Here is a 22,200-nt window from a genome sequence, read left to right on the forward strand (position 1 = left end):
TTCACCATGGGGTTCGAGCCTATCGTGAACGGACTTGCACGCGTCGATCCCGCAGAAATACGCTTGCCTTATTCGGATCAGGTATTTTGGAGGTTCTAATGCAGAAATCATACTTGCTGGCTGCGACAGCAGCGCTGGCGCTTCTCATGCAGGCACCGCTCGCGTTGGCGCAGGGCGCACCAGCCGCCGCCGGAACCGCGGCGTCTGCGACGACAACCGCCGCGCCGGCAACGACGACGACCGCGCCGGGCGCAACCAGCGACACCTCCAGCCAGCCGACCGACTCCAAAAAGAGTGCGTCGAAGAAGCCGGCGAAGAAGAAGATGACGCGGCAGCAGGAGATCGATCACTCGGTCGACAGCGGCACGGTGCCCGCGCGCTACCGCAGCTCGGTGCCGAAGCAATACCAACAATACATTCCGTTCGATAAGCAGTGACGGATCGCACGGCAGCGCGGCGTGATCGGGCATCGCGCCGCCAATGCCATCGCGTGAAATAGGACCTTGGCCGGACGGAATCCGGCCATACATCCCCAGTGGCGGTCCGCGCGAGCGGTGCTAGAGTAGGTCGAAGCCTGGGGGGAGTAATGAGTGACGACGTGAAGGATGCTGGCCTCGTGGCGATGATCAGCAGCATCCTGGGAGGCAACAGGCGCGCCGCAGACAGTGTTGCGCCGCCGCCGGTCATCGAGGTTCTGCCGCCGACCGCGCCGACGAACGGATTTGAGCTGGTCGAGCTGCCCGCCGCCGATACGCCGGCGGCCAACCTCGAGGACAAGCCCGAAACAAATTCCGAGAACGCGCTCGATGCGGCGCTGGCCCCCGCGAAGTCAGTCGAGCCGCCAGCGAAGATCGCCACGACACCTGATGGCAAGCAGTTGCTGCCTGCTGAAGCGATCGCCGATCTCGTCCTGGGTGAGCTGCGCAAGCTCGAGAATTTTCCGGCGACCGGCGCCTCCGTCACGGTCTACGGCTACAGGCACTGGAACGCGATGATCACCTTCGCGCCGTTCTCGACCACGTTCCGGGATGCCACGCGGTTCCGGCAGGCCATGCCGGACATCGTTTTCAAGCTGCGCCGTTTCGTCGTACTTGAGATATGATCCGGGATGATCGCCAGCTTCTGCCCGCCGCGATTGCTTGCGGCGCGAAGGCGCGGGCCGTGAGCCCGAACAGTTCGACAGGATTTTCGACTTGAGCGTTGCCTTTACCAAGGAAGAGAGCGCGGAAACCGCCGCCGAGACGCTGTTGCCGGATCGGCCGATCTCGCCGCATCCAAATCTCGTGACGGAAGCAGGCTTGCAGGCGTTGCAAAAGCAGCTTCAGGACGCGCGCGAGGCCTATGAAGCCGCGCAAGCCATCGAGGACGTCAACGAAAAGCGCCGGCAGTCGGCGGTGCCCTTGCGTGACGCCCGCTATCTCACCGAACGGCTGCGCACGGCGCAGGTCATTCCCGCCCCGGCCTCGACCGATGTCGTCGCCTTCGGCAGCACGGTGACGTTCAGCCGCGCCGATGGCCGCGTGCAAACCTATCGCATCGTCGGCGAGGACGAAGCCGATCCCAAGGCCGGCACGATCTCATTTGTGGCACCGGTGGCGAAGTCGTTGATGGGGAAGGCGGTCGGGGATGTCGTGGGATCGGGTGCGCAGGAGATCGAGATTTTGTCGATTGAGTAGGGGGCGTTTATCGATGGTTTCCGCTGTGTCCGCGCAACAAGGCGCGATAGCTGGATGAGGCGGTTTCTGTCGGGAGCATTGCCGTTTTACGCGCTGGCTGGGTTGGCCATGTGCATGTACCTCGTCCTGTACAGGACAAATCTCTTCGACCTGAACGCCATCGTCCAGGATGCGACCGGCTCGGCGTGGTTTCCGGCCTTCATATTCGTCTGCGTGCTGCTGGAGGCGGTCTTCCCGTATTTTGGCTATTTCCCCGGAACCGCTCTCATCCTGATGTCCGTGGCGCTCAATCCAAAGCCCGCGGACGTCTCCGTTTTCATCGTGGCGTGGTTGGCCATCATCCTGGGCGCCGTTCTGAGCTACGGACAGGCTCGTTTTTTCAGACCGCTGTTGCAGCGGATTGCCTCAAAGGCGGCACTGAACCGGTGTGAGTCCCTCCTCGACGCCTACGGTCCTTACGCGCGAATTGCGCTGTTCGTTCATCCCAACGCCTGCGCGATGTATTTCACGGCACTCGGACTCCTCGGCCGCAACCTGACGCGCGAGCTCGCCTATCTCGGCGTGGGCGCAGCAGCCTCTGTGGGCATTCTGTTCGTCGTGGTGACCAGACTTGTGTCGTCCGTAGGCACCACGGACGATGGAGAATTGCAGCTGCTGCTGGCCGCAGCGCTGGTTACTATCGGCACCCTGGTCGGTTTGTACGCAGCCTGGCGACCGGCGCGGGTTGCGTGAAGCTTGATGCGATCGCGCTTCAGGTCCCCCGCGATGATGCCATCATGCCGGTGTTTTGCCCGACGAGTCAAATTATATTTCGGAAAAGTCGCAATCCTGTAACTCATTGATCCGACTGAGGTCGGCTACTGTGCATGGGGTTGTTTTCGCTGTTTTTGATTTGGACGGGTGAAGACAGCCGCCGAGCGTCGGTTATCGTCCGCAACAAATTATGGTTCAGGAAGGTGAATGGTGGGCGCACAAGGGATCGAACCTTGGACCTCTCCCGTGTGAACCACAATCTGTAGATCCAAGCGGGCCCCACGTAGCCATAGTTCTGTCGAAATAATGCATTTTCTTACAGTGCCTTATGGCTGTTTAAGCCCCAGTGAGCCATAAGCGGCCATACTGCATTTTGTGTGCCCCTGTTGTGCCCCCTCAGATTTTTCCCTTGGGGCACAAAGATGAGGGAGGGTCCGAGCTACGGTCTCTCGGTCGTTCCTTTTTGGGGCACACAGTGGTGCTTGGAGGGCCGGTTCTGATAGGGCGCGATTTTCCCCTCGCGGGGCACGCCGGGGCACAAAAGGTGGGGAAAGAGTCATGCCAGAGCCGACCAACCAGCTAACACTCACCGATGCGGTGATCCGCAACGCCACGCTGCCGCTCGGCAAGACCCAGCATTATCTCCACGACGACAAGCTGCCCGGCCTCGCTCTGCGCATGCGCGCCACCGGCGGCCGAACCTGGGTCTACCTCTTCACCAAGCCGGGGGTGAGAGGGACCCAGCGGAAGACCCTCGGCCCGTGGCCCAAGTACAATGAGAAGGCCGCGCGCAAGGCTGCCACCATCGCCGCCGGGGAGGTGGTCAAGGGCACGGACCCCAACGATGCGAAACGGGAGGCGAGGCGGCAACAGGCAGCCGAGAAGCAACGCACCATCCTGGCGGACCTCATCGCCGAAGATGGTCCCTACCAGACGTCCTTGACCGGACGTCAGGTCGTCAACTGGAAGCCAGCCATGTCGGCATTGCGGCGCGGGCTCAAGCAGCAGGCCGAAATCGGCGTGGGCGACTTGAAGCGGCGGCAAATCATGGCGGCAGTCGACCGCGTCGCCAAGGCCGGCAAGCGCGGCGCGGCCAAGGACCTGCGCAAGCACACCCACACGTTCCTCGAATGGTGCGTCGGCGAGGGCTATGTCGACCACAATGTGCTAGCTGGCTATCGCGAGCCCAAGGAAACTCGTGCGCAAAGAGTGGGACGCCGAACGAAGGGCCGCGCACTGAGCGATGAAGAAATCATCAAGGTTTGGCATGCGTCCGGCAAGCTCGGCACCTTTGGGCTACTGACAAGGATGTGCTTGCTCGGCGGCGCGCGCCGGAGCGAGCCGACTATCATCGAGTGGCAGAAGCACATCATGGACGACCGGATCACCTTCGATGCGGCATGGACAAAAATGGGTCTGCACCACGATGTGCCGCGCACGCGCCTCGTTGACGAGGTGCTTGCGGCTGCGAAGCATTTCCAACGGGCCACGTCCGACTATGTCTTCCCGTCACCAAAGACCGGCGGCCAGATGTCGGGCTTCACCAAGATGGTCAACCGGCTGGTCAAGGAGTCGGGTGTCGCCAAGTTTACCATGCATGACTTGAGGCGCACTCTCCGCACTGTCATGTCACGCTGCGGCTACGATAACGAGATCCAGCGACTGTGTGTCGGGCAAAAGCCTGGCGGAATCGATCAAGTCTACAATCACGACGAACAGTGGATCATTCGCAAGATGGCGTTTGAAGCAGCTCATGACTACATCGCGGAATTGGTTGGCGCGATCAGGGTCGGAGGGGCCGTGCGCCTGCAGCGAACGAATCCGCTCGATCCAATCAAGGCCGAACTGCTCGGCCGGCTTCGCGAACACTATGCAGCCGAAGCGGCTTAGTGGTTTTGTCCGGCCAAATAGTCACGCACCGCATCGACACGATAGAGCGGGCGGCCGTCGACGTAGCGCCATTTCAGCGGGTGGTTCGGATCACGCCGCCACTGCTCCAATGCGCCAGGCGTCCGCCGGATAACGGCGGCCGTCTCTAATGCCGTTAAATTGGAGCTGGCCGGCAGCGCATCGATATCGAACGTCGCGGGCGGCGGCACGCCACGATTCCTGCGACGCCGCTTTGTGGCAGGCGGCATCTCACCACTATTTGGCGGTCCTACCGCCTCGGTCGGAGGCTCTTCGTTTTCACCGTTCATGCCTCCGCCCCCAACCCTGATCCGGTTTGAGGCAATAAATCGCAGACGTCAGCAGCAATATAGAAATCGATGGCGCAGGTATGGCTGCTGGGTAGTGTGGCGTACAAATAAGACAAATCGTGCCTGTTTTCGGAGGGCTCCCCGGTTAATCAAAAGCCTTGCCCAAGCCCGGGGGGCGGGATAGTAGGTTCGTGCAGCTGCTCGACTAAGAACGCGAGGAGCAGATGTACCAAGCTTACCTTGAGCAGCACACGCGTTTCATCCCGCGGGACTTCGTACAGAACCACGGTAGCGGGCTTAGCGAAAGGCACGGATGACTGGAACGCCGTCTCGACCCCCTGGACGCCCCTGCGCTCAATCTGTTTCAGACGACAGGTCGCAACCCAGCACAACTCATTTCAGATTTTAGCTACATATTCTCGACTACAAATCAGAGGATGACCGGTAAGCAAGCGCCGTGCTATTCTTTCTGTGCCCGCATGCTCTTTATGATTCCGCATGCAAACCTTTTCACCCTGCTTGATCTACTAGATGACCCACGGTCGTCACCAACCGACCAAGGAGTTCATCGACCCCGGCGGCCGCCGCAAGGTCAAGGGCAACATGGATATCGAGCTTGCCGTCGACGCCATGGAGCTCGCCGGGCATATCGACCAGATGGTGCTGCCGGGCTGATCGCCAATATGGTTCGGTCTTCAGCAACGGACAAAATAGAGAATAGTCCTCGCGGCCGGTCGGTTCGCATTCTGACATTGCGCTGCTTGCTCGCGAGCTTCGCATGATCGTGTTGCATTCCGCGCGCTCATCGACATGCGCGCGATGATGCCGGGTGCGCTTTAACGCGCAACAAAGCCCTAGCGAGTAGCATTCGAAACTGAGGTGAAGCCTAAAGCGAAAATAGTTCCGCTTTGACGCTCTGGTGGAACTTAACTGGCTGCGGCTAAACGACAAATCTAGTTGTGCACAGTAATCAGTCGTCCGTGAAGAAGGCCGATCTCACGCTGGAACGGTCAGAGCGCCGGGGAAGAGTGCGGTCAGGAACAGGCGCAGCAAAAGCCTGAGCCATCGGATGAGGCGGCGGAAGTTGTATCCGGCGGCGGCGAGGACGGCGTTTGCGGCGTCGCCGTGGCGGAACCAGAGGTAGTTGCGGCCCATGCGGTGCTCGGCTTTGAGATGGCCGATGACGGGCTCGACAGCGGCCCTGCGGCGCAATTCGCGTTTGATCCTGGGTGTCACTCCTCGCTTCTGGCCGGAGAGGAAGACTCTGAACTTGTATTCGGGCGGCGCATTGTGGTCGCGATATCCCTTGTCGGCGAGGAGGCGCGCGATGATGTTGCCGATGAGCGCCTCCATGTCCGGGATCACGGTGGCCAGCGTGTGACCGTCGTAGGGATTGCCGGGCAGCGCCCTCACATGGGTGACGAACTGGCCGCCCTTGGCGTGGCCGATCGTGGTGGCGACGGAGACTTTGACGCCGAACTCGTAAGGCCGATGGGCCTTACCCTTGCCGATGCACTCGACCTCCGGCGCGTGAAGGGAATAGACCTTCGGCCCACGTTGACGTTGCTGCTGCTCGCGTACGCGCCGCGCCAGCAATAGCAGCTTTGCGAACGCCGCTTCGAGCCCGCCGTTACCCTCGATCTTGCGGCCGATATCGCGGATCACGCGGCCCAGATAGGTCCGCAGCGTCTTGAGCTTCCGCCTGGCGCGCTTGAACTGCTTGGCGTGGGCATAGCGCTGGTGCTGGATCAGGGCGAACTTACCCACCCGCGCAAAGGACTGGCGCAAGGCACCCCATGGCGCTGCGCCAGCCGCACCAGCTTCTCGCGCGCCCGGTTCAGAAGCTTCGCGTCGGTGGGGAACGTCACGTTCTTGGGCTGAACCGTGGTGTCGACGATCACCCGCGACAGTTCGGACGGCTTGATCGCCTTGGTCTTGACGGCAATCGACAGGCTCTCCTGGATCAGCGCCGCCAGCCGTTCCTCGCCCATGCGGTTGCGCCAGCGCGTCAGCGACGAGCGGTCGAACACCAGCCGGTGCTGGAAGAACTCCTCGCCGCAGAAGTATTGGTAATAGGGGTTCTCGACCCACCGCTCGCACAGCACCTCGTCGGACAGGTCGTAGGTGTGCTTGAGGATCGCCAGCGCCGCCATCAAGCGTGTCGGCAGCGGCGGCCGGCCGGGGTCATCGTCGTAAACCTCGCCGAACCGCCCTTCCAAAAAGCCCCAATCCACCGTGCGGCCCAACGTCACCAGCGGATGCTTCATGTCGATGATCTGATCGAGCCGGGACCGAAAAAGATCCTGCTCCCCCGTCTCGCTACGCTCCCGTGGCCGCATCGAATCCCTCGCCAATGCCGGTTCTGGGGCAAGTGAATCACAAATCAAGTTTGCAAGGAATCCCGCTCCAAAGGCCCGCTTTCCGGCAAATCCAGTTCCGGCAAAATGACGTTTCCGGATTCTAAATCAACGGCTTGGGAATTCTTCACGGACGACTAATCATGATGACTCCACCGCGATAATAAAAAATAAGGTTGGGGAAACAGAAACAGGGAGTTTTTGCGATGGAAGCTATGCGCCGCTTTCGCGCGATGGCGCTGCTATGCCGACAGGCCGCCGTGCGTGATCCTGAGAGAAGCTGGAAGCTGCTCGCAGAGGCAGAATACTGGGAACATCTGGCGGCTGCGGCTTTGGTTCACTGAAGTTTGGGCTAGCGATTGTTTGTTCTTTCTCTTTTCATCGACTTCTTTCAAATCATATTTTGAGACGCGTTGGCGAGCCGCGATAAGTGTGGCCCTGCGACGTGTCGGCAACCTGCCAGGCCCGGCGGGTCTCACAATGTTCGAACTAACTCGGCCGCGAGACCGGCCGTCTATTCAGGATCGCGCGGCCACCCCGGTTTTCGTCCGACGTTGCACCTCGGAACACAGCAATAAATCGATCGCCTTCCCAAAGCTCAACGTCGTGCTCGCCACACATTTGCTCGGCTCGACGTCTCGCCGCCTGCTCGTCAACGCAGTCGAGCTTTGCGGCGCAGATCACTCGCCGGCTGCTGTCCACCACGAAAACTTTGTACCGCATGATGGCGGCCCCATCCAAAAGGAGGACCATCATCGTAATCGAATGTTCGTCTAAGGCAGTGCTAATCTAAGTGCGGGCGCGCGGATACTTTGTACGTGTGGTAATTCGGCTATACCAACTCCTGGAATTCATCGATCGCGCGGCGTCGCGCGCGTATTGCGCCAGCTCACTGGCGTAATCTCACCGCGTGGCGAAGCGTGCGGCTCGAGCTTAGGATCGAGAAGCCACCAAGCGTCATCAGCAGCACACCTAACCAAGTTGCCGTCCAGCTGTGTGCCTCGTCGTGCGCCTCTGAAATGCGCGCGCCCATCGGCATAGCTGGAGGTGAGCCGGCGAGCGCGGGCGCGAGGAGCTGCTCAACGTCGACTTGGTCCGGCACGGAATGCTCAGGCGTAAGCCGGCCGCTGTGAAGAATGGTGGGGGCCGCTGAACTCATTATGATGCCCATGTCGAGTACGGAAGCGGCATCAGCTACCTTGATTTCGGGTACAGGAGGCTCGGCCGGTGCGGAGCGCAGCAACTCCGCGCGCGCATCAGCCACCGCGCTCTGCCTGGGCCGCGCAGTCCCGTTCTCGTCCAAATTCGCGGCGCGATCTTGGGCCCCGCGATGACGAACTGTCTTCTTCACCTTCGCGATACCCTCCGTCAGGAACCAGCATTTACGGTGGCCGTCGAACCGATAGACCCAATGCGTCCCGTCCGCGGTCGTCCTGTCGGGCCGCGGCAAGCATTCCGCTTGCGCGGAAGACGTCGCGGCGTCTTGGCGAGAAGTAGTATTGAGAAGCTCGGCAAGAGGATTGGATAACGAAGGCGTCGTCCAAAGACCGCCAGCAAGAACGAAACCGGCAAAGCAAATACGCAGTTGACCGGACATAGGAAACTCCGGTGTTGCGCCTCCAACCCGGGCACGACCCTTCGCCGGGACATGGGCCGTGATGCGGCTGAAATCGGGCAGCGCTGTGGGTTCATTGCGAGATTGTCGCTGTATTTGTGGAGATGCGACGGGCCCCGGGACTGGCGCCCGATCCACCTGATGCGCTGCAACGAGACCGCTGCTTTTCTGCGGCGCGCCTACGCGCATCTCGCTCCCAGCGTGGGAAAAGAAGATAATGGAAGAAACGATCGATCCGCTCGATACCATGCTGGCGCGATTGCAGCTCTCCTGCATCCGCGATCAGCTCGACAGCCTGCTCGACGAGGCGGCGCGCGCGAACCTATCGGCGCGTGAGACGCTGATCCTGCTGTGCGAGCGCGAGATCGCACGCAAGGATCATCGCCGCATCGAGATGCGGCGCTTTCCCAACCCTCAAGAAACCAGACTACCCCAACGACGGGAGCACCGTCGTGTCCCGATAGCGGCGCGATAAACCCTCGTTATTCGCTTTTGCCGGTTGAGTCTCAAAACATCTGTTCCGAGGCGGAACATGGAAGGTTGTTGCGCGAGCAACTTCTTGCCATGACGCGGAAGGGGCCGCCGGCCTCTTTTCCTTGTGATCAGCTTCTGGCAAGCTGGGACATTTTCATATTTTAGGAGAGACGTGCGTGACCATAGGTACAGTAAAGTGGTTCAACCCGACGAAAGGTTACGGCTTCATCCAGCCTGACAATGGAGGCAAGGATGTTTTCGTTCACATCTCGGCCGTCGAAAAGGCGGGACTGAGCACGCTCAATGAGGGTGCGAGGGTGAGCTACGACGAAATGAGCAACAAGGGCAAAACGTCCGCTGAAAATCTGAGGGTCGGCTAGCCCATATAGGGCGCTTCATAAGTTAAGGCAGTGCGCTAGTGAGCCCCGCTTATTAGTCTCAAAAATCAAGGCCCGCTGGTTCGCGCTGGGCCGGCGACTCTGCTAACCCAATCCGGTGATCGGTGCCCGCCGATCGCCAACAATCTCAATCAAACTCCGCCGGCTCCCAAGCCGGCGGGTTTTTGCGTGACAATTTACTCAGGCGGCGCGCTCCGATTCCGGCGGCAAGATGCTCTCCAATTGGTTTGCAGGATTTGACATTGCAGAGCAATGGAGTGCCAGTCCGCACGCGAGGCGATGGTGCTTCAACCGCCCGCCACAGCGCTGAGCTTTAAACTTACTTTGTTGCGTCCCCTCGAAGCACGTGCATCATGACCCTGCTGTCGGCAGCGGTGCCGATACGCTCTGCCCCCGTGCTGCGGTTAAGGTGCGGACCTCCAAGCAGCACGGGGGCCGATTTGGCCCTGCAAACGCTATTCTAGGAACGTTGCGCTCCAGGCTTGACAAGGAAGATCACCTGGACCGATCAGGCCCATCGATTTGCCTTGGGTCACCTCTATGCATCGCAGCGGCTCCTTTTGATGGCGATAAGCGCACTCGGTACTCCGAACGACGCAGCAGGGCTCGTATTCCGGGGGGACCTTCAACTCAGACTTCAGAGGCCTGATCTCGCGATTGAGGCATTCAGAGGAGCGGTCTCAATTGTCTCAGCGGACGATCTGGAAAACGGTGCATACGCACGCAAAACGCTCGCGAGGCTCCTGCTTGGCACTGTGACGCGCAGGCGTGAAACTCCTCAGCGAGGCCTCGCAGCGCTAGGAAACTCTAGGCGATCGCGATTCACTCGCCGAGATCACCCGCTTGCTGAAGTGAACGTGCGGCCAACTTAAGTCTACTTTCGACAGGCTACTTTCGACGTTTCTTGGTCTGTGGAGGCCGCAAGATCACTACGTCCTCAATTCGACGCACCTCACGGCGACCGGAAGCGCTTCTGCCGCCGGCGCCAAAGGTGTCGGCCTTCATTACGGTGGCGCCGAACGCAAGGCCGGTGACTTTCTGGAGTTCCGCAACACTGAAGTGATATTTCTTGATCTTGTCGTACGGCAACGGCTTCGAAACTGCCTCACCACGAAGCAGAGCCTCGGGAACGTAGTCTATCAGGGGTGACTGGTCCGCAACCAAAGCGGTGGCTTGAAGTTCATTGTTCTCGACCCTCAGCAACAGTTTCCAGAATTGCCGAGGCGCCTTGAAGCCGCGCATCTCCTGCCGGCCGCGGTCCCATGGGATGTCGTTCTCGTCGTCGAACACCGCCCCGGTAAAGACGCTGACCCGTTCGCGCTCGGCGCGGGCATTCGTCAGCACGAATTCTTCGAGTGCTCGCCAATAGAGATTTCCACCCTGATGGACAACTTGCTTCTCCGAGGCGGCTCGCATTTCCGCATTCGTGCCCTGCTTGAATATTCCCATGTTGAAGAAACCTACTTGCGGAGAGCAGTTCGTGACATGGAAGGTATCGGCGTTGGCAAATTTGATGATACTTTCGTCGTCACCCCACAACGGATCCTGCCTACGCGTCAAATGGCCTTTCTGGAACATCCGGTTGCGATGCCCGCTCGTTCGCTTGTCGAGTATCTGATTTCCCTGAGCATCGAAGGTTGTCTGCCCCTCGTAGAAGTCCCTCGGCGTCTGCTCGTCGTCGCGGATGCGGTGCTCGGGAAACCATAGCTCGGATGCTTCGGACGCGCCGTCTCCGTCGATGCCCATCGTTGGCTCGGTGATCTTGCCCGTCGAGCGGTCGTAGTCCTTCGATGTCGCTCCATCGATGTTGACCGCCGAGACGAAGGCAAGCTTTCGGGCTCCGTTCATGATGACGCTGTAGTGATGGTACTTCAGTTCGTAAGGATCCTCGTTGCGGCCGGCCCTCAGGTTTTTGGCGGCAAGCTTGGCGAGATCGCGCGATAGCTTGGGAAGTGGAACTTCGGCACCAGGAAGGAATTCGGGATCGTAACCATCCCTGTCGGAATAGTCCGGATCGAGTTCGACGCGCGCCTCCGCCGCGCCGGTCCCCGGCGCGGATGCAGCCGCTGAAATCATTTGCGCTAATGGCGCATCGCCGAGCCTAATCGAGACCGACAGTGGAATGTTCCAGGTCGCCACACCGTCCTGGACATGGGCGACCATCGGCGCCGATTGCATCCGCGCCGACGCCTCGCCAGCCGTTTGTGCGCTCGCGGCAGGCGCATCACTGGACAATCCGAGTTGCAATGCCTCGTCGATCAGCGACCTTGGCCCCGACTGAAGCGAAGTCCGCAAAGTGGTAAGGTCGGAGGAGATGGAACTGGCTCGGATTCCTTCATTGACCGTCTTGGGAATCGTCTTGCCGTTCTCGTCTGTCAGTTCCCGGTGTGGCGTACCCCAATGATGCAGGGCTACGAGCGCGAACTGAACGTTGAGTACAGGCGACCCCGAGGACCCGGGCTCGGTGTCAGCAATATAATCCAGCGTCGTACCACTCCTCGCCACCAGTTGGTTCTCGCGAATGACCGCTTCCTTGGGTCGGCCGTCGGGATGTTGGATGATATTGACGAAGTCTCCGAGCTGATGCTTGTTGCGGGCAGCGCTCACGGGAAGATATCCCAACGCCGCAAGCTCCGTGGCTCCGGAAATTCGCCGGCCGAGCGCAACCACCGTGTAGTCCAGATCGTCTTGACTGTTGGTGACGAAGCAGGTGGTCGGTTCGAACTCGTAGGTCGTCGGGGCGAGCATTCTGCCGCCTACATCGCGCTCGTATTCGAACTCTGCGACTAGGGCTGCGGCCTCGGCTTCCGATCCGATGACATGGTTGTTCGTCATCATCAGGCGGGGCGAAATCAGAAAGCCTGTTCCGAGCGGAGCACCGTCCTTCGTGACGATGCGTGCGACTGCCCGCGCCGCTCGGCGGCCGCGCTCAAAGAAGGCGACGTCGACGAAATCGACCGTCTTTCCCCAGATGCGCTCGGCTCCCTCGTCGGGTCTCGCGACGACGCGGGCAGCCTCGTCCAGGGATACGCCAGTTCGGGCCTGCAGCACCCGCACCTTTCGTGAGTTCTCGTATTCTGCGTCGCCAGGCCTTCCCGATTCGATTGCGCTCACGGAATGGCGTATCTGTGCGATGGCGTCGGTGATCCGCTTCCTTGCAGCGTCTGCTATTCTCGGTGGGGCTTTCATCGTGACCTACCTTCAAAATGTAACGCAATCCTCGAACGTCTAAGACAGAACTTCCGCGCGCCAGGAACGAGGGGCTTGGGGTCGATCCAAATCACTTTCCGACGATTATGCTTCTGAATTTCTTCTCGCTGCATTTTTCGCCATCCGTTTTTCCGTCATCGCTCAATATCTGCAGTTCCGAACGGTTCGGAACGAGAAAGAGCGCTTCCGGGTTAAGGCCGGAGAAGTCGATTCCAGCGACCGGGGTCGGGTCATCGGCCGTTCGACCTAGCCATCTATAGAGTTTCGAAACACCGCTGCCGTCGATCGGGCCTGCAACGATCAGATAGCTGTCGCCGTCCCTTTCGAGACTCCTAATTCCCTGACCCTTGAGATCGATCTCGATGGGAGCGCCGAGAGATGCACGCGAACCCTGAACGACAGACCCGGGATTTTGGAGCGGTACGATCAACGCCTTTCCGCCCGGCACTGGATTGCGGAATCCGATGAGAAGCCCCCCGTCGGCTGTCGAGGCGAGACCTTCGATGCTTAGTCCGCCCGGAGATTTCGGCGGAAGCTTTCCAGCGTCGGCCAGCCTGTATTTCGCAAGGCTGGGGAGTTTCGCGAGATCGTCGACCAACAGACCGTAGGGCTTTCCAACCGGCGTCACCGTCGGAACCCGCCCGCCCACGATTTCCGTGGCGAAGAACTGTCGGCGACGCTCCTGAACCTTGCCTTTCTTGTTGGTCCCGTGCGACGAAATCCAGTAGATCCGCGATCCGACGACCGCTGATCCCTCCAGATCGGACTCCTTGTCTTCGTCGGTGCCGAGAAACTGCCACACGGGGATCGCCGAGACCGGATCGGGCAGGTCGCGTCGATATATCTGCAGCGTGTTATGCTCGTCGTCCGCGACGATGAAATGATCCTGATCCAGAGGCGCGGCCGCGGACGCATCGCAGATTCCTCGGTAGCTGATTGCGTTCTGCGCATTCGTCGGTGAGGCGATGAGCAGGAAGGCGAGCGCCGCGAGGATCAAAATTTGCGCGCTATCGGGGACTGAAGTCCGCTTCATCGCAATGCCTCTCCCGGGACGTCGGCCATGGTAGGCAAGCGGCGACGCAGGGCCTCCCGCATTGGCGCACTGCCCGTCATATCCTGTTCATCCGGAAACTGGGGACCTTGCTCGGCTGAGCTTGCAACGCGAAGCCCATATTCTCCTTCGCGGTATCGGCGTTCAAGGCCAGCACTGCCCTGATCTCATTGACATCGTCACTGAACAAGACCTTGTCCGTGAACTGCTTGAGTCCGGCATCGTCCAAGTTCAGGCGCTGACGTATCCCGAATTTCAGGATTGAAGGAATGATGACGTCCAGTTTGATTCCCGGCGTCTTCAGCGCCGTGCCTTCGTACGCAGCCTCGGTCTTCCAATATCCGCTTTTGTCAAAGAAAATCATCGGTGTAAATTCCGTTGCCGAGCCCGCGTAATAGTTTCTCTCCACATCCTGGAACACCTCTCGCATCGTTCCGCCGCCTCCCTGGCCATAGACGATGCCTGCCCGCGAATTGTTCACCAGCGCCTCTTCCCGAAGGCTATTCTGGAAATATTTGGCGTAGTGGCTCGCAAACGGCATTGTTGGCTCCGCGCCGTAAAGCCATGTCGGGATCGCCACGCTCAACGGCAGGATCGGCGGCGCGTAGGAGCGCACCTCGAGCGCAGATTGCAGCCAGTCCCTCGCCTTCTCGACGTCAGCGATCTTTTCCCTCTTCACAGTCCCGTCGTGATCGAACAGACCGTCGAGATTTCCGTAGCTGGGATATTTTCCGAGTTTCGCGAGCGCCTTTTCGAGATCCGAAGCGTCGTTCTTTGAAAAAGCCACACCCAGGTGAGCCGCTTCCATGATGCCGGGACCTCCTCCCGTCACGATGAGATAGCCCTCCTCGGAAAGAGTTCTCGCCAAGTGCGCGATGTCAGCAAAGGCTTGCCCGCCCCTTTTTGCAGCGTGCCCTCCCATGATGGCCAAGAGCGGCCGCCTGACCTCCCCAAGAAACCGCTTCAGAGCGTCTGCAAGGTCAGTATCATGATCCGCTTGCGCTTTGCGTATCTCGAGCGATGCTGGTACCGGGCCGCCGTCCTTTGAGAATTGGCGAAACACCGCGAAATCGCGGGTCAATGTAAAGCCGAGCCGATCGAATGGATTGAAGCCCTCGAGAAGCTGTGCCGATGTGTAGAGCCCTTCCGCACTCTTGAGCTGCATCGTCAACCTTTCCCTGTCGTGAAATCCAATAAGCGCAGTGAAATAAGTCGACCAGCTGTCGTCCTGAATTCCGAGGTGACGCGCGGTTCGAAGATCAGGGCCAGATAGCGTTGAGCAGTTCAGCCAGCCTGGCACCTGCCTTTGCCAGTTGTCGCCGTTTGATAGAGTCTTGGGCTGCCAGATACGCGTTTCGGTCGTCGAACGAGACGGTCCAGTGTTGGGGCGACACGAACTTGAAATTGGCACCCGCGAAAGCGGAGTGAGCCACGGCGACGGTGTCCGAAGCCCATAGAGCCGGCCAATCCTCGACAACTCCTCCGCTTGGCGGGGTCGATCTGGCAGCGGAAAGGAGTGCGGGAGTTGCGGCCTCCCCGAGGTCACCGGGGATAGCGTCCCATTCCGTGTGGAATGGGGTGTGCTGGTCGCGGATATTGTTTCCACCCACGGTGTCGGTCGATGGATCGATGCGATGGACGGCGTCGGGATCCACCAAATGTCCGCGGGTGTCGAGGTACACGGCGGCAACATGCAAGGGCTGGTGAAGATCTCCCAGAAAATGGGAGAGCATGAAAAGCGCCTCCTTCTTGTCCGCTATCGAAAAAGGGGCCGTCGCCGGCCGGTCTTTCAACACCGATATGGCGGCAGAGATTGCGGCAACGAGGTCGTGCTCGTTGGTGCCGAGAAACCCTCGATCGAACCGGTCGCGCTCGATGGCGATGTCGTCGAAATGATACGTGTTGTGGCACCCCCGTTCCTGGCCCGTCGGCGGATAAACGCATTGAGTCCAGTTCCGCCCGACATAATCCTCCATCCGTTTCTGCTCGCCAGAGGTCCGAAACGAAGTGCATGGGATTTCGTACTCCGGATGATCGGGGTTTTCCTTGTATTCGAAGGTGCCGTCGTCGTTTCGCACGACGCTCTTCACGCAGTCGGCCCATGGGCCGGCGATCCGGAGTTCGAAGCCAAGTATTGTCGCGACCTGTAGCTTCGCGCGTGGGTTCAACAACAGATCCGCAATGGATCCCACGATGCGGTGCCCCTGAAATCCCCAGGCGGAGGAGGCGGTCGGACAGAATACCCAAAGCAAGAAATTGAGCGAGAAAATGATTCTGAGCATATGAGCCTTGCTCGTCATCTAAACAACAAATTGTATCGTGCCCGCCGAGGTTGTCGTTGTCAACTAATTCGCGAAGCCGCTGAACCTATCGAGCCGAAATGCTTCGGGCGCTTTGGCCCTTGGATCCAGCGACATGTCCGCAAGCATGGCGCCGATCGCGCTGGCGAACTTCGCCCCGTGACCGGAGCAAGGCGACGCGACCATGATGCGTGGATCATCGGGAAGTCGGGCGATGATGGATTCGTTGCCGTCGTCCGGACGCAAGTCCGCCCTCAGCGTGTTGGTATATAGGCCTTGTTCTCGAATTGAACCGTCGGTACACCCGGCATGAGCCGTGCGAGGATCCGCGAGTCTCACCCACACTTAGAGGGTCGAGCCCGATTACATCGGCCCCACGGCGCGAAAGCGCGTAGAACGCCGAACTTCCCATCACGGCGAGGCCGACTATGGCGATTTCGCATAGCGGTCAGACAGGGGCACCGAGATCCTCCGGCACGGTGATCAAATATTTCGGATCGAGCATTCCGCCTTTCACCAGCATGCGCTTTCCCTTTCCCAAATCGACCGTGTCACGGTCTATCTGCTTCAGCCATGAATGGTTGTGCCGGTCGGCAAACCAAAAGAACAGCCTTTTGACCTTCACGCTTCGGCAATCGTCCAGCAGCTTTTGCAGCTTGCGGGGACTGAGGTTGCGCAAGCCCTCAACAAGCATGTCGACCTGGTGGAAGCTCTCGCTGTTCGGCAGCTCGTCCAGCAGTTCAAGCAACGCGCGCTCGGGCGATGAGACGGTGAGCGGCCATTCGCCCTGGCCCATATCTGCTTGAATGGGCCTGCCTGGAATTCATCGGCGGCTGCGCTGGCGATTGCTCTGGACATTCCGGGCGAAGCTCTTGAGCCCTTCGTCGCCGGATCGGCTTTGAAGAGCGTTGTGCTCTTGCCGAATGTGAAGCGCTCTTTGAGCGGAAGCCTGAAGAGCCATCCGGGCGGAGCATCGGGACCGTACAGATAAACGACAGTCGGCCCTTGAGCCCGGAGGTAGTGCGAAAACCCTTGCAGTTCGAGTGCTGTTCGCCCTCCGACGATCAGGGAGCGTGCAAGCAGTGTCTGAAGCGATATGACGGCCTTCTGCCATGTCAGGGTACCAAGCGGACGCTTGAAGGTCCCACGTGTCGGCTGAACCAGCCAGCCCGCTGAGACATATTGGCTGCGCAAACCTGTCGAATAGCCGTGTTTCGTCATCCACCCGGCATCGACCACGAGGCCTTCCGGGAGGGTACGTTCGAGGAAGTTTAGCTTTCCTCTAGAAAGCTTAGTCATGCTCAGCAGTACGTATAGTTTCAAACTGATAGCAAGTTTATATATTTGCAAATTTGCTAAGTCTGACGATGCAGAAAGATCATTCTCGAAATCCGTCTTGCCGGGCGTGCCAATCCCATTCCGAACTCCAAGGTGCAGCCATGGGTGAAGCAAAGCGAAAAAGGGAAGCCGTCTTAACGGACCGTGTCCGTGCGGTTCGAGGAAGACCGCGCGCCTTTGTTGCTCAAACGGGCAGGCTTGGCACAAGTCGCCCGCTGTCCTTGGACTCAGCGCACTGCCTGCCACGGGACGAGTCGAAAAATGCTACATGAAAGAATTGGGGTCATGTGTTCCCCCAATCTCGGCCGAACACATCATTTCGGATTCTGTCTGCCGCGTATTGATGGGCGACGGCGAGTTCTCGATCGCAGGCGTTCCGTGGCTGCAAGCGGGCGAAACGAAGATCATGGCCCCACCTCAGGCAAAATGCCTTTGTACCAAGCACAATAGCGCGCTGAGCCCGCTCGATGCCTCCGCACATTACTTCTTCGCCTCGCTCAAATCTTATCTCGAACACGATGCCGGGTCGCGACACGCCATTCTATCCGGGCATGACCTCGAACGCTGGATTTTGAAAACTGCCAAGGCAGCGGCTGTGTCCCGGAACCTAGCACGCGGAAGAGAACGACTGTCGGGCGCGTTCTCGCGGGATGACGCAATTCTCGACATGCTTGACGACCCGCGGCATTGGCCCGAAGGGGCGGGGCTGTACTGCACCATGAACACCGGCAACATCATGGAAAACAGGCCGCGCTTTCAGTTCCAGCCGCTGACGGACGAGCAGGATGATATTAAAGCGTTGGCGATTAACATCATGGGCTTTCGCTTCGAGTTGCTGCTCGAAGCGCCTGATCTGAGCAAGCATCCGTCCTTGGCCGGTGCCAGATATCGACCCTGCCGAATCCTGATCTCTTATCCAACATCAACGAATTGGGTGACCCTGAGCTGGGAGGACGGCAAGCAACATCAGGAATTGACCGTCCAATGGCTTCAACCTCGTTGACCCATCGCAACGGACAAACCGTTCTGCGTTGGTCGTCACAAGGGCCGGGATGGGGCGAGCCGCCTATCAGGGCTGGCTGTGCCAAAAAGGCGCCGCCGCTTTGGCGTTTCCAGTTGCAGCTGAGCCAGTCAGATGCGTGTGGAGGCGATGCATGAGCTTCCCGGTCGAGCCCAAGCCCGGAGAGGTGGACGACCGGGGGCTCTTTCTCGTGCAGGCCCCAGACATCCGCACCAGGGTCTTGCCGCTGTTCAGCTTCGATCCGAGGCGATCCGACGACCGCCCCGTCGGCCACGGCACGGCCTTTCGCATCGATCCATGGTCCCGTTGTCTCACGGCATTCCACGTCCTAGAAGATCTCTTCGAGGTTGATGAAGCCGGTACGGGGGCGGTGCTTCAACCAGGGCTGCGGCTCGCAGCGCTCGAGGTCGAAGAGACAGGGTTCGGCCTGATCAGACTACGCGCGGACGCTTGGCGACCACTGGCTGGATCGTACGCCTTCTGCGGCGTCGAGGCCCCGCCGTTCCAGAAGCCGCGTCTTCGGAATCTGACGGAACTGGTCGTGTTGAGAATCCGCCCTGCGACGCAATCCTCCGAGGGCACACCGTACTGGCCGCTCGATCTGCGGCGATGGCGGCCTGTGCGCGGCGAGCGCGTGCTCGCACTCGGCTTCCCGGACCTTGATGCTGAAGAGGGCAGCGAGGAACGACCGATCTCCCAATACCTGTATGGATCTTTCGGCGAGATCACGGATGCGGAGCCGGCGGATGGGGCACGCGGCCGCCCCTGGCCGGTGATCAGAGTCGCCGCCGAATGGCCGGGCGGCATGAGCGGCGGCCCGGTTTTCAACGAGACCGGCAACGTCATAGGCGTGGTCAGCAGCGGTATCGCCGGCGGGACCGGTACGGCAACCTTCTTCTCAGGCTGGAACATGGCCGAGCGGATCTTGGGTTCGATCGATCCCAACAATCCCGGACGCTTCCTGTGTCACGGCGTTTTTGACGATGCAGGCGAGCTCGTCCACGCGACGCAGGATGCTGAGCAAGCGAGGCGCTTCGCCGAGACTCGCGGACTGAGAGACCTCGCCGTCGTTTCTGTCGACCCACACCGGGAAGGCTGGATGCGCGTGAATGGGCGATAGTGACGCGCATGAGTCGGGAACTGTCCCACCGCGACACCTCCCCTTCTAACGAGCGCCATCGCCGGATTGGCCGGCCGCTGGATTACCAAGCAAGAACGAGAAATCGCACTTACGAAGGTCGGCGTGAAGGCGCGCCAGCGCCCGGCCCGGGGTCTTTCCAAACGTCTGGATGCCGCGCTCGTCGTGGCTGAACTGGCAGCACCGGTGGCCATACCGGCCGCGAGCAGCGCATTAGTTCGTGCTTGAACTTCGGGCACGGACCGAATCTCTCGGGCATCAAATCGCCGTCAAAACTGACATCGTGAGCGAGTTCACGCATCGGACCAGCGGACAGGGTCAACTGATAGAGAGTTGCGCCTCAATGCGGCTGTGCTAGTACGCCCACTCTCGAATCGAGGAGCGAAAAGTGGCGAAGAAGGCGAAGAAGACGGCTACGAAGAAGAAACCTGTTCGTCGCGAATACACAAAGGCTGACGTGAAGGAGCTGCGCGCTCATTCGAAAGCGAAGACTCCTGTTGCGAAAATTGCGAAGCTCACAAAGCGCTCCGAAGGCTCACTCCGCCAAAAGGCGCTCAAGCTTGGAATCCGGCTCGGTCATCAGCGCTAGAAGGCGGCATCATGACGCGCTTCAATAGAGTGTTCTCGACCAGAACGTTGTTGCAATCTGCGTTCTTGTCGCTGTTGTCACAATGAAGTTGTTGAGCGCTCATTATGACTTCAGCTGGGCAGCCGCAGCTGCGGTTGACTAGAAGCACACCTTGGCAGGCTGAGCAGAAAAGAAGTGCCATGTCGCAACTAAGTAGGCGAGCCTCTTTGACAAGGCCGACATCTTAGAGAAGTTTGGGATTCGCGCCATCGGCGCCTGCATGCTAAGGTAGCATTGCAATATTCGCTTCCTCCGAGCACAAGAAGTTTGTCTGGCTATTCACCTCAACATTTCTTCTCTGAGGTCACCCTGAAGATACTCCCCGTTGACCAAGCCCTTGCCAAGGCAGATTTGCGCGCACCCAATCTGGCCGCCCTCGTTCCAGATGTTAGCAGCTACACTGCTCTCTTGGCGCAGCCGGAAGGTGTAATCGAGGCGAGTGATCATGGCGTACGCAATCGCGACCGTGCTCGGGCTGACCTCGTGTTCAGTCACTTCCTCGATAAGGCGATTGAGACGGCCGCTGACCTGGCGGTGACCCCCGAATACTCACTTCCTTGGGATACGTTGCTAACCAAATTGCGGGCTGGCGCTCGTCCGGCCGCAGGGAAGCTTTGGGCTCTTGGGTGCGAAAGCCTAGCATTTACAGAGCTCAAGGCTTATCAAGCGGACCTCGCCGACATAGCAAACATCGTCTTCGAGGACATGGTCGAGCGGCCCAACCGATTCCTGGATCCGCTAGTCTACGTCTTTTTGGCCGATTCGATTGCCGGAGCCGCGTCAAAACTGGTTCTGCTCGTTCAGTTCAAAACTCACCCGATGGGCGATGCCTATGAAATTGAACATCTGCACCAAGGCTCGACCATTTATCAGTTTGGAGGCGCCGGCAGCCTGCGCCTGATTTCACTAATATGCTCTGACGCATTCGCTTTCACGGACGCAGACGCTGTTGCAGTATATCAGCGCTCCCTAATTCTGCACATTCAGCTTAATCCCCAACCGCGACAGCACCAGTATCGCCAGTATCGAGAGAAGCTGTTCACCTACGCCGGTGACGAGACAGAACTCATTTGCCTCAATTGGGCGGCCGGTGTGTGTGAGTGGTCCAACGGAAAACAGAAGGCTTGGGCTAACCCTTCGGGGTCCGCGTGGTATTTGCGCCCTAAGGGTTTCGACGCGGGCGACCCGATGATTTGCCATAATCACAAGCGTGGCCTCTACTACACGTGGCTCAATTCTTCACGCGCCCATGCGCTGTTTATCAACTACCTCCCCGGTATCTACTTCATCGAGGCAACAAAAGTTGCGCACACCGGAGTGCCCGCCTCAGTATCTCGCCGCGCAGGCCCTAAGCTACAGCAGGTCTTTGTGTGGGACACGACGACTATCGCACTTTGCGGGCAAGCCATGGCCTCCGATGGCTTTGCCGCTATTCTATCCCAATCAGGCAATGCAAAAAGCAAACTTAAGCGCCTTTACGATGCGAATCCTGTCGCTGCAGAGCGGGCGCTGGCGGTTTGTGCTGGTAAGATCGGCATTGGCGAGTGGTACAAAGTACATAAGCTGGACTCTTTCCGTATCGAAACCACGGAAGTCATCCATCGCATCACTTTTTGCCAAGATACGGACGCTGACGCGGCTGACTTCCGCTCAGGCCGCTTGGCGCGGTGCGCTTCACTTTGGCAAATGCTCTCCGATGGAAATAGGCGCCCTCCTGCACTAGCTGACTTAGAAGGGGGGTTCAGCATGGATTGGCGAGCCTCCCATCCGCACCAAAATATTATCTCTGCTGGAGGTAAACGCGCGACCGCGATCTATCTTGGAGAGGAAGCGGACGATGCGATCGTCAAGAGAACTGCCACTCAAATGTCGGAAAATCTACGGCGAACCTCTGCAAGCGATGACGATTCGATATCATCACGCCAGCGTCTAGTAGTCTGGTTTCGACGTCAGGGGAATCTTCATCGGTTTAAGGCGGATCGATACATTAGATTTGATGATCCTCGAAGCACATCAGATCTCGATCTAACCAGGCAGAATTAA

The 22,200-nt window shown here is 59.3% G+C and carries 17 protein-coding genes and 4 pseudogenes; 12 read left to right on the forward strand and 9 right to left on the reverse strand.

Annotation, left to right across the window (positions count from 1 at the left end; all coding sequences use genetic code 11):
* The first annotated feature begins 98 nt into the window (after positions 1–98).
* The 5 genes from BcanWU425_RS08150 to BcanWU425_RS08170 all read left to right on the forward strand — a co-directional run bounded on the left by BcanWU425_RS08150 (position 99) and on the right by BcanWU425_RS08170 (position 4,319).
* Positions 99–437: a hypothetical protein gene (locus BcanWU425_RS08150; protein WP_085349549.1), complete on the forward strand. Its 339-nt coding sequence runs from the start codon at positions 99–101 to the stop codon at positions 435–437.
* Positions 438–586: 149 nt separating this feature from the next.
* Positions 587–1,102 (forward strand): hypothetical protein, encoded by a 516-nt coding sequence (locus BcanWU425_RS08155; RefSeq protein WP_204512278.1) that lies wholly within the window; start codon positions 587–589, stop codon positions 1,100–1,102.
* A gap of 91 nt (positions 1,103–1,193) precedes the next feature.
* On the forward strand, positions 1,194–1,676 hold the full coding sequence (greA, locus tag BcanWU425_RS08160) for a transcription elongation factor GreA (protein ID WP_204512277.1): 483 nt from the start codon (positions 1,194–1,196) through the stop codon (positions 1,674–1,676).
* 54 nt (positions 1,677–1,730) lie between these two features.
* Positions 1,731–2,408 (forward strand): hypothetical protein, encoded by a 678-nt coding sequence (locus tag BcanWU425_RS08165; RefSeq protein ID WP_026232578.1) that lies wholly within the window; start codon positions 1,731–1,733, stop codon positions 2,406–2,408.
* A 579-nt stretch (positions 2,409–2,987) separates the two neighbouring features.
* A complete protein-coding gene (locus BcanWU425_RS08170) occupies positions 2,988–4,319 on the forward strand; it encodes a tyrosine-type recombinase/integrase (protein WP_204512276.1) in 1,332 nt (443 codons plus the stop codon).
* On the opposite strand, the gene BcanWU425_RS08175 is transcribed toward BcanWU425_RS08170, so the two are convergent.
* A complete protein-coding gene (locus BcanWU425_RS08175; protein ID WP_231190310.1) occupies positions 4,316–4,627 on the reverse strand; it encodes a hypothetical protein in 312 nt (103 codons plus the stop codon). The two genes, BcanWU425_RS08170 and BcanWU425_RS08175, sit on opposite strands and share 4 nt — an antisense overlap.
* A gap of 555 nt (positions 4,628–5,182) precedes the next feature.
* Here BcanWU425_RS08175 and BcanWU425_RS08180 point away from each other — a divergent pair.
* Positions 5,183–5,293: pseudogene (locus tag BcanWU425_RS08180) on the forward strand (NYN domain-containing protein); the annotation flags it as partial.
* A gap of 330 nt (positions 5,294–5,623) precedes the next feature.
* Here BcanWU425_RS08180 and BcanWU425_RS08185 read toward each other — a convergent pair.
* Positions 5,624–6,966 (reverse strand): annotated as a pseudogene (locus BcanWU425_RS08185) (IS5 family transposase).
* Between the two features lie 907 nt (positions 6,967–7,873).
* Complete coding sequence (locus BcanWU425_RS08190; protein ID WP_204512275.1) at positions 7,874–8,581, reverse strand: hypothetical protein; 708 nt, start codon at positions 8,579–8,581, stop codon at positions 7,874–7,876.
* Positions 8,582–8,816: 235 nt separating this feature from the next.
* On the opposite strand from BcanWU425_RS08190, the pseudogene BcanWU425_RS08195 reads away from it, so the two are divergent.
* Positions 8,817–8,996, forward strand: a pseudogene (locus BcanWU425_RS08195) (ATP-binding protein); the annotation flags it as partial.
* A gap of 253 nt (positions 8,997–9,249) precedes the next feature.
* Positions 9,250–9,453, forward strand: a complete 204-nt coding sequence (locus BcanWU425_RS08200) for a cold-shock protein (protein WP_085360348.1) — start codon at positions 9,250–9,252, stop codon at positions 9,451–9,453.
* 906 nt (positions 9,454–10,359) lie between these two features.
* Here the strand turns inward: BcanWU425_RS08200 and BcanWU425_RS08205 are convergent.
* The 6 genes and pseudogenes from BcanWU425_RS08205 to BcanWU425_RS37670 form a co-directional block, all read right to left on the reverse strand.
* Positions 10,360–12,585: a DNA/RNA non-specific endonuclease gene (locus BcanWU425_RS08205; RefSeq protein WP_231190313.1), complete on the reverse strand. Its 2,226-nt coding sequence runs from the start codon at positions 12,583–12,585 to the stop codon at positions 10,360–10,362.
* Between the two features lie 166 nt (positions 12,586–12,751).
* A complete protein-coding gene (locus BcanWU425_RS08210; RefSeq protein ID WP_231190318.1) occupies positions 12,752–13,714 on the reverse strand; it encodes a DUF3616 domain-containing protein in 963 nt (320 codons plus the stop codon).
* A gap of 76 nt (positions 13,715–13,790) precedes the next feature.
* Entirely contained in the window at positions 13,791–14,897 is a 1,107-nt protein-coding gene (locus tag BcanWU425_RS08215) for a hypothetical protein (protein ID WP_231190321.1), read from the reverse strand.
* Positions 14,898–14,991: 94 nt separating this feature from the next.
* Complete coding sequence (locus tag BcanWU425_RS08220) at positions 14,992–16,014, reverse strand: S1/P1 nuclease (protein WP_204512271.1); 1,023 nt, start codon at positions 16,012–16,014, stop codon at positions 14,992–14,994.
* Between the two features lie 63 nt (positions 16,015–16,077).
* The gene (locus tag BcanWU425_RS08225; protein ID WP_231190324.1) at positions 16,078–16,278 is read right to left on the reverse strand and encodes a hypothetical protein; all 201 of its coding nucleotides are present in this window, start codon (positions 16,276–16,278) and stop codon (positions 16,078–16,080) included.
* A gap of 202 nt (positions 16,279–16,480) precedes the next feature.
* Positions 16,481–17,331 (reverse strand): annotated as a pseudogene (locus tag BcanWU425_RS37670) (type IV toxin-antitoxin system AbiEi family antitoxin domain-containing protein).
* 307 nt (positions 17,332–17,638) lie between these two features.
* Between BcanWU425_RS37670 and BcanWU425_RS08240 the strand changes: the two are divergent.
* The 4 genes from BcanWU425_RS08240 to BcanWU425_RS08255 all read left to right on the forward strand — a co-directional run bounded on the left by BcanWU425_RS08240 (position 17,639) and on the right by BcanWU425_RS08255 (position 22,200).
* Entirely contained in the window at positions 17,639–18,373 is a 735-nt protein-coding gene (locus BcanWU425_RS08240; protein WP_231190330.1) for a hypothetical protein, read from the forward strand.
* Between the two features lie 151 nt (positions 18,374–18,524).
* The gene (locus tag BcanWU425_RS08245; protein WP_204512270.1) at positions 18,525–19,511 is read left to right on the forward strand and encodes a S1 family peptidase; all 987 of its coding nucleotides are present in this window, start codon (positions 18,525–18,527) and stop codon (positions 19,509–19,511) included.
* 406 nt (positions 19,512–19,917) lie between these two features.
* Positions 19,918–20,118 (forward strand): hypothetical protein, encoded by a 201-nt coding sequence (locus BcanWU425_RS08250; protein WP_057848204.1) that lies wholly within the window; start codon positions 19,918–19,920, stop codon positions 20,116–20,118.
* A gap of 273 nt (positions 20,119–20,391) precedes the next feature.
* Entirely contained in the window at positions 20,392–22,200 is a 1,809-nt protein-coding gene (locus BcanWU425_RS08255; protein WP_231190333.1) for a hypothetical protein, read from the forward strand.

The organism is Bradyrhizobium sp. WU425, from assembly GCF_021052305.1.
GTDB lineage: Bacteria > Pseudomonadota > Alphaproteobacteria > Rhizobiales > Xanthobacteraceae > Bradyrhizobium > Bradyrhizobium canariense_D.

Coding starts and splice junctions, on each gene's coding strand:
- BcanWU425_RS08150 (WP_085349549.1), top strand. CDS start 99: ATGCAGAAATCATACTTGCTGGCTGCGACAGCAGCGCTGGCGCTTCTC.
- BcanWU425_RS08155 (WP_204512278.1), top strand. CDS start 587: ATGAGTGACGACGTGAAGGATGCTGGCCTCGTGGCGATGATCAGCAGC.
- BcanWU425_RS08165 (WP_026232578.1), top strand. CDS start 1,731: ATGAGGCGGTTTCTGTCGGGAGCATTGCCGTTTTACGCGCTGGCTGGG.
- BcanWU425_RS08170 (WP_204512276.1), top strand. CDS start 2,988: ATGCCAGAGCCGACCAACCAGCTAACACTCACCGATGCGGTGATCCGC.
- BcanWU425_RS08175 (WP_231190310.1), bottom strand. CDS start 4,627: ATGAACGGTGAAAACGAAGAGCCTCCGACCGAGGCGGTAGGACCGCCA.
- BcanWU425_RS08190 (WP_204512275.1), bottom strand. CDS start 8,581: ATGTCCGGTCAACTGCGTATTTGCTTTGCCGGTTTCGTTCTTGCTGGC.
- BcanWU425_RS08210 (WP_231190318.1), bottom strand. CDS start 13,714: ATGAAGCGGACTTCAGTCCCCGATAGCGCGCAAATTTTGATCCTCGCG.
- BcanWU425_RS08215 (WP_231190321.1), bottom strand. CDS start 14,897: ATGCAGCTCAAGAGTGCGGAAGGGCTCTACACATCGGCACAGCTTCTC.
- BcanWU425_RS08220 (WP_204512271.1), bottom strand. CDS start 16,014: ATGCTCAGAATCATTTTCTCGCTCAATTTCTTGCTTTGGGTATTCTGT.
- BcanWU425_RS08240 (WP_231190330.1), top strand. CDS start 17,639: ATGAAAGAATTGGGGTCATGTGTTCCCCCAATCTCGGCCGAACACATC.
- BcanWU425_RS08245 (WP_204512270.1), top strand. CDS start 18,525: ATGAGCTTCCCGGTCGAGCCCAAGCCCGGAGAGGTGGACGACCGGGGG.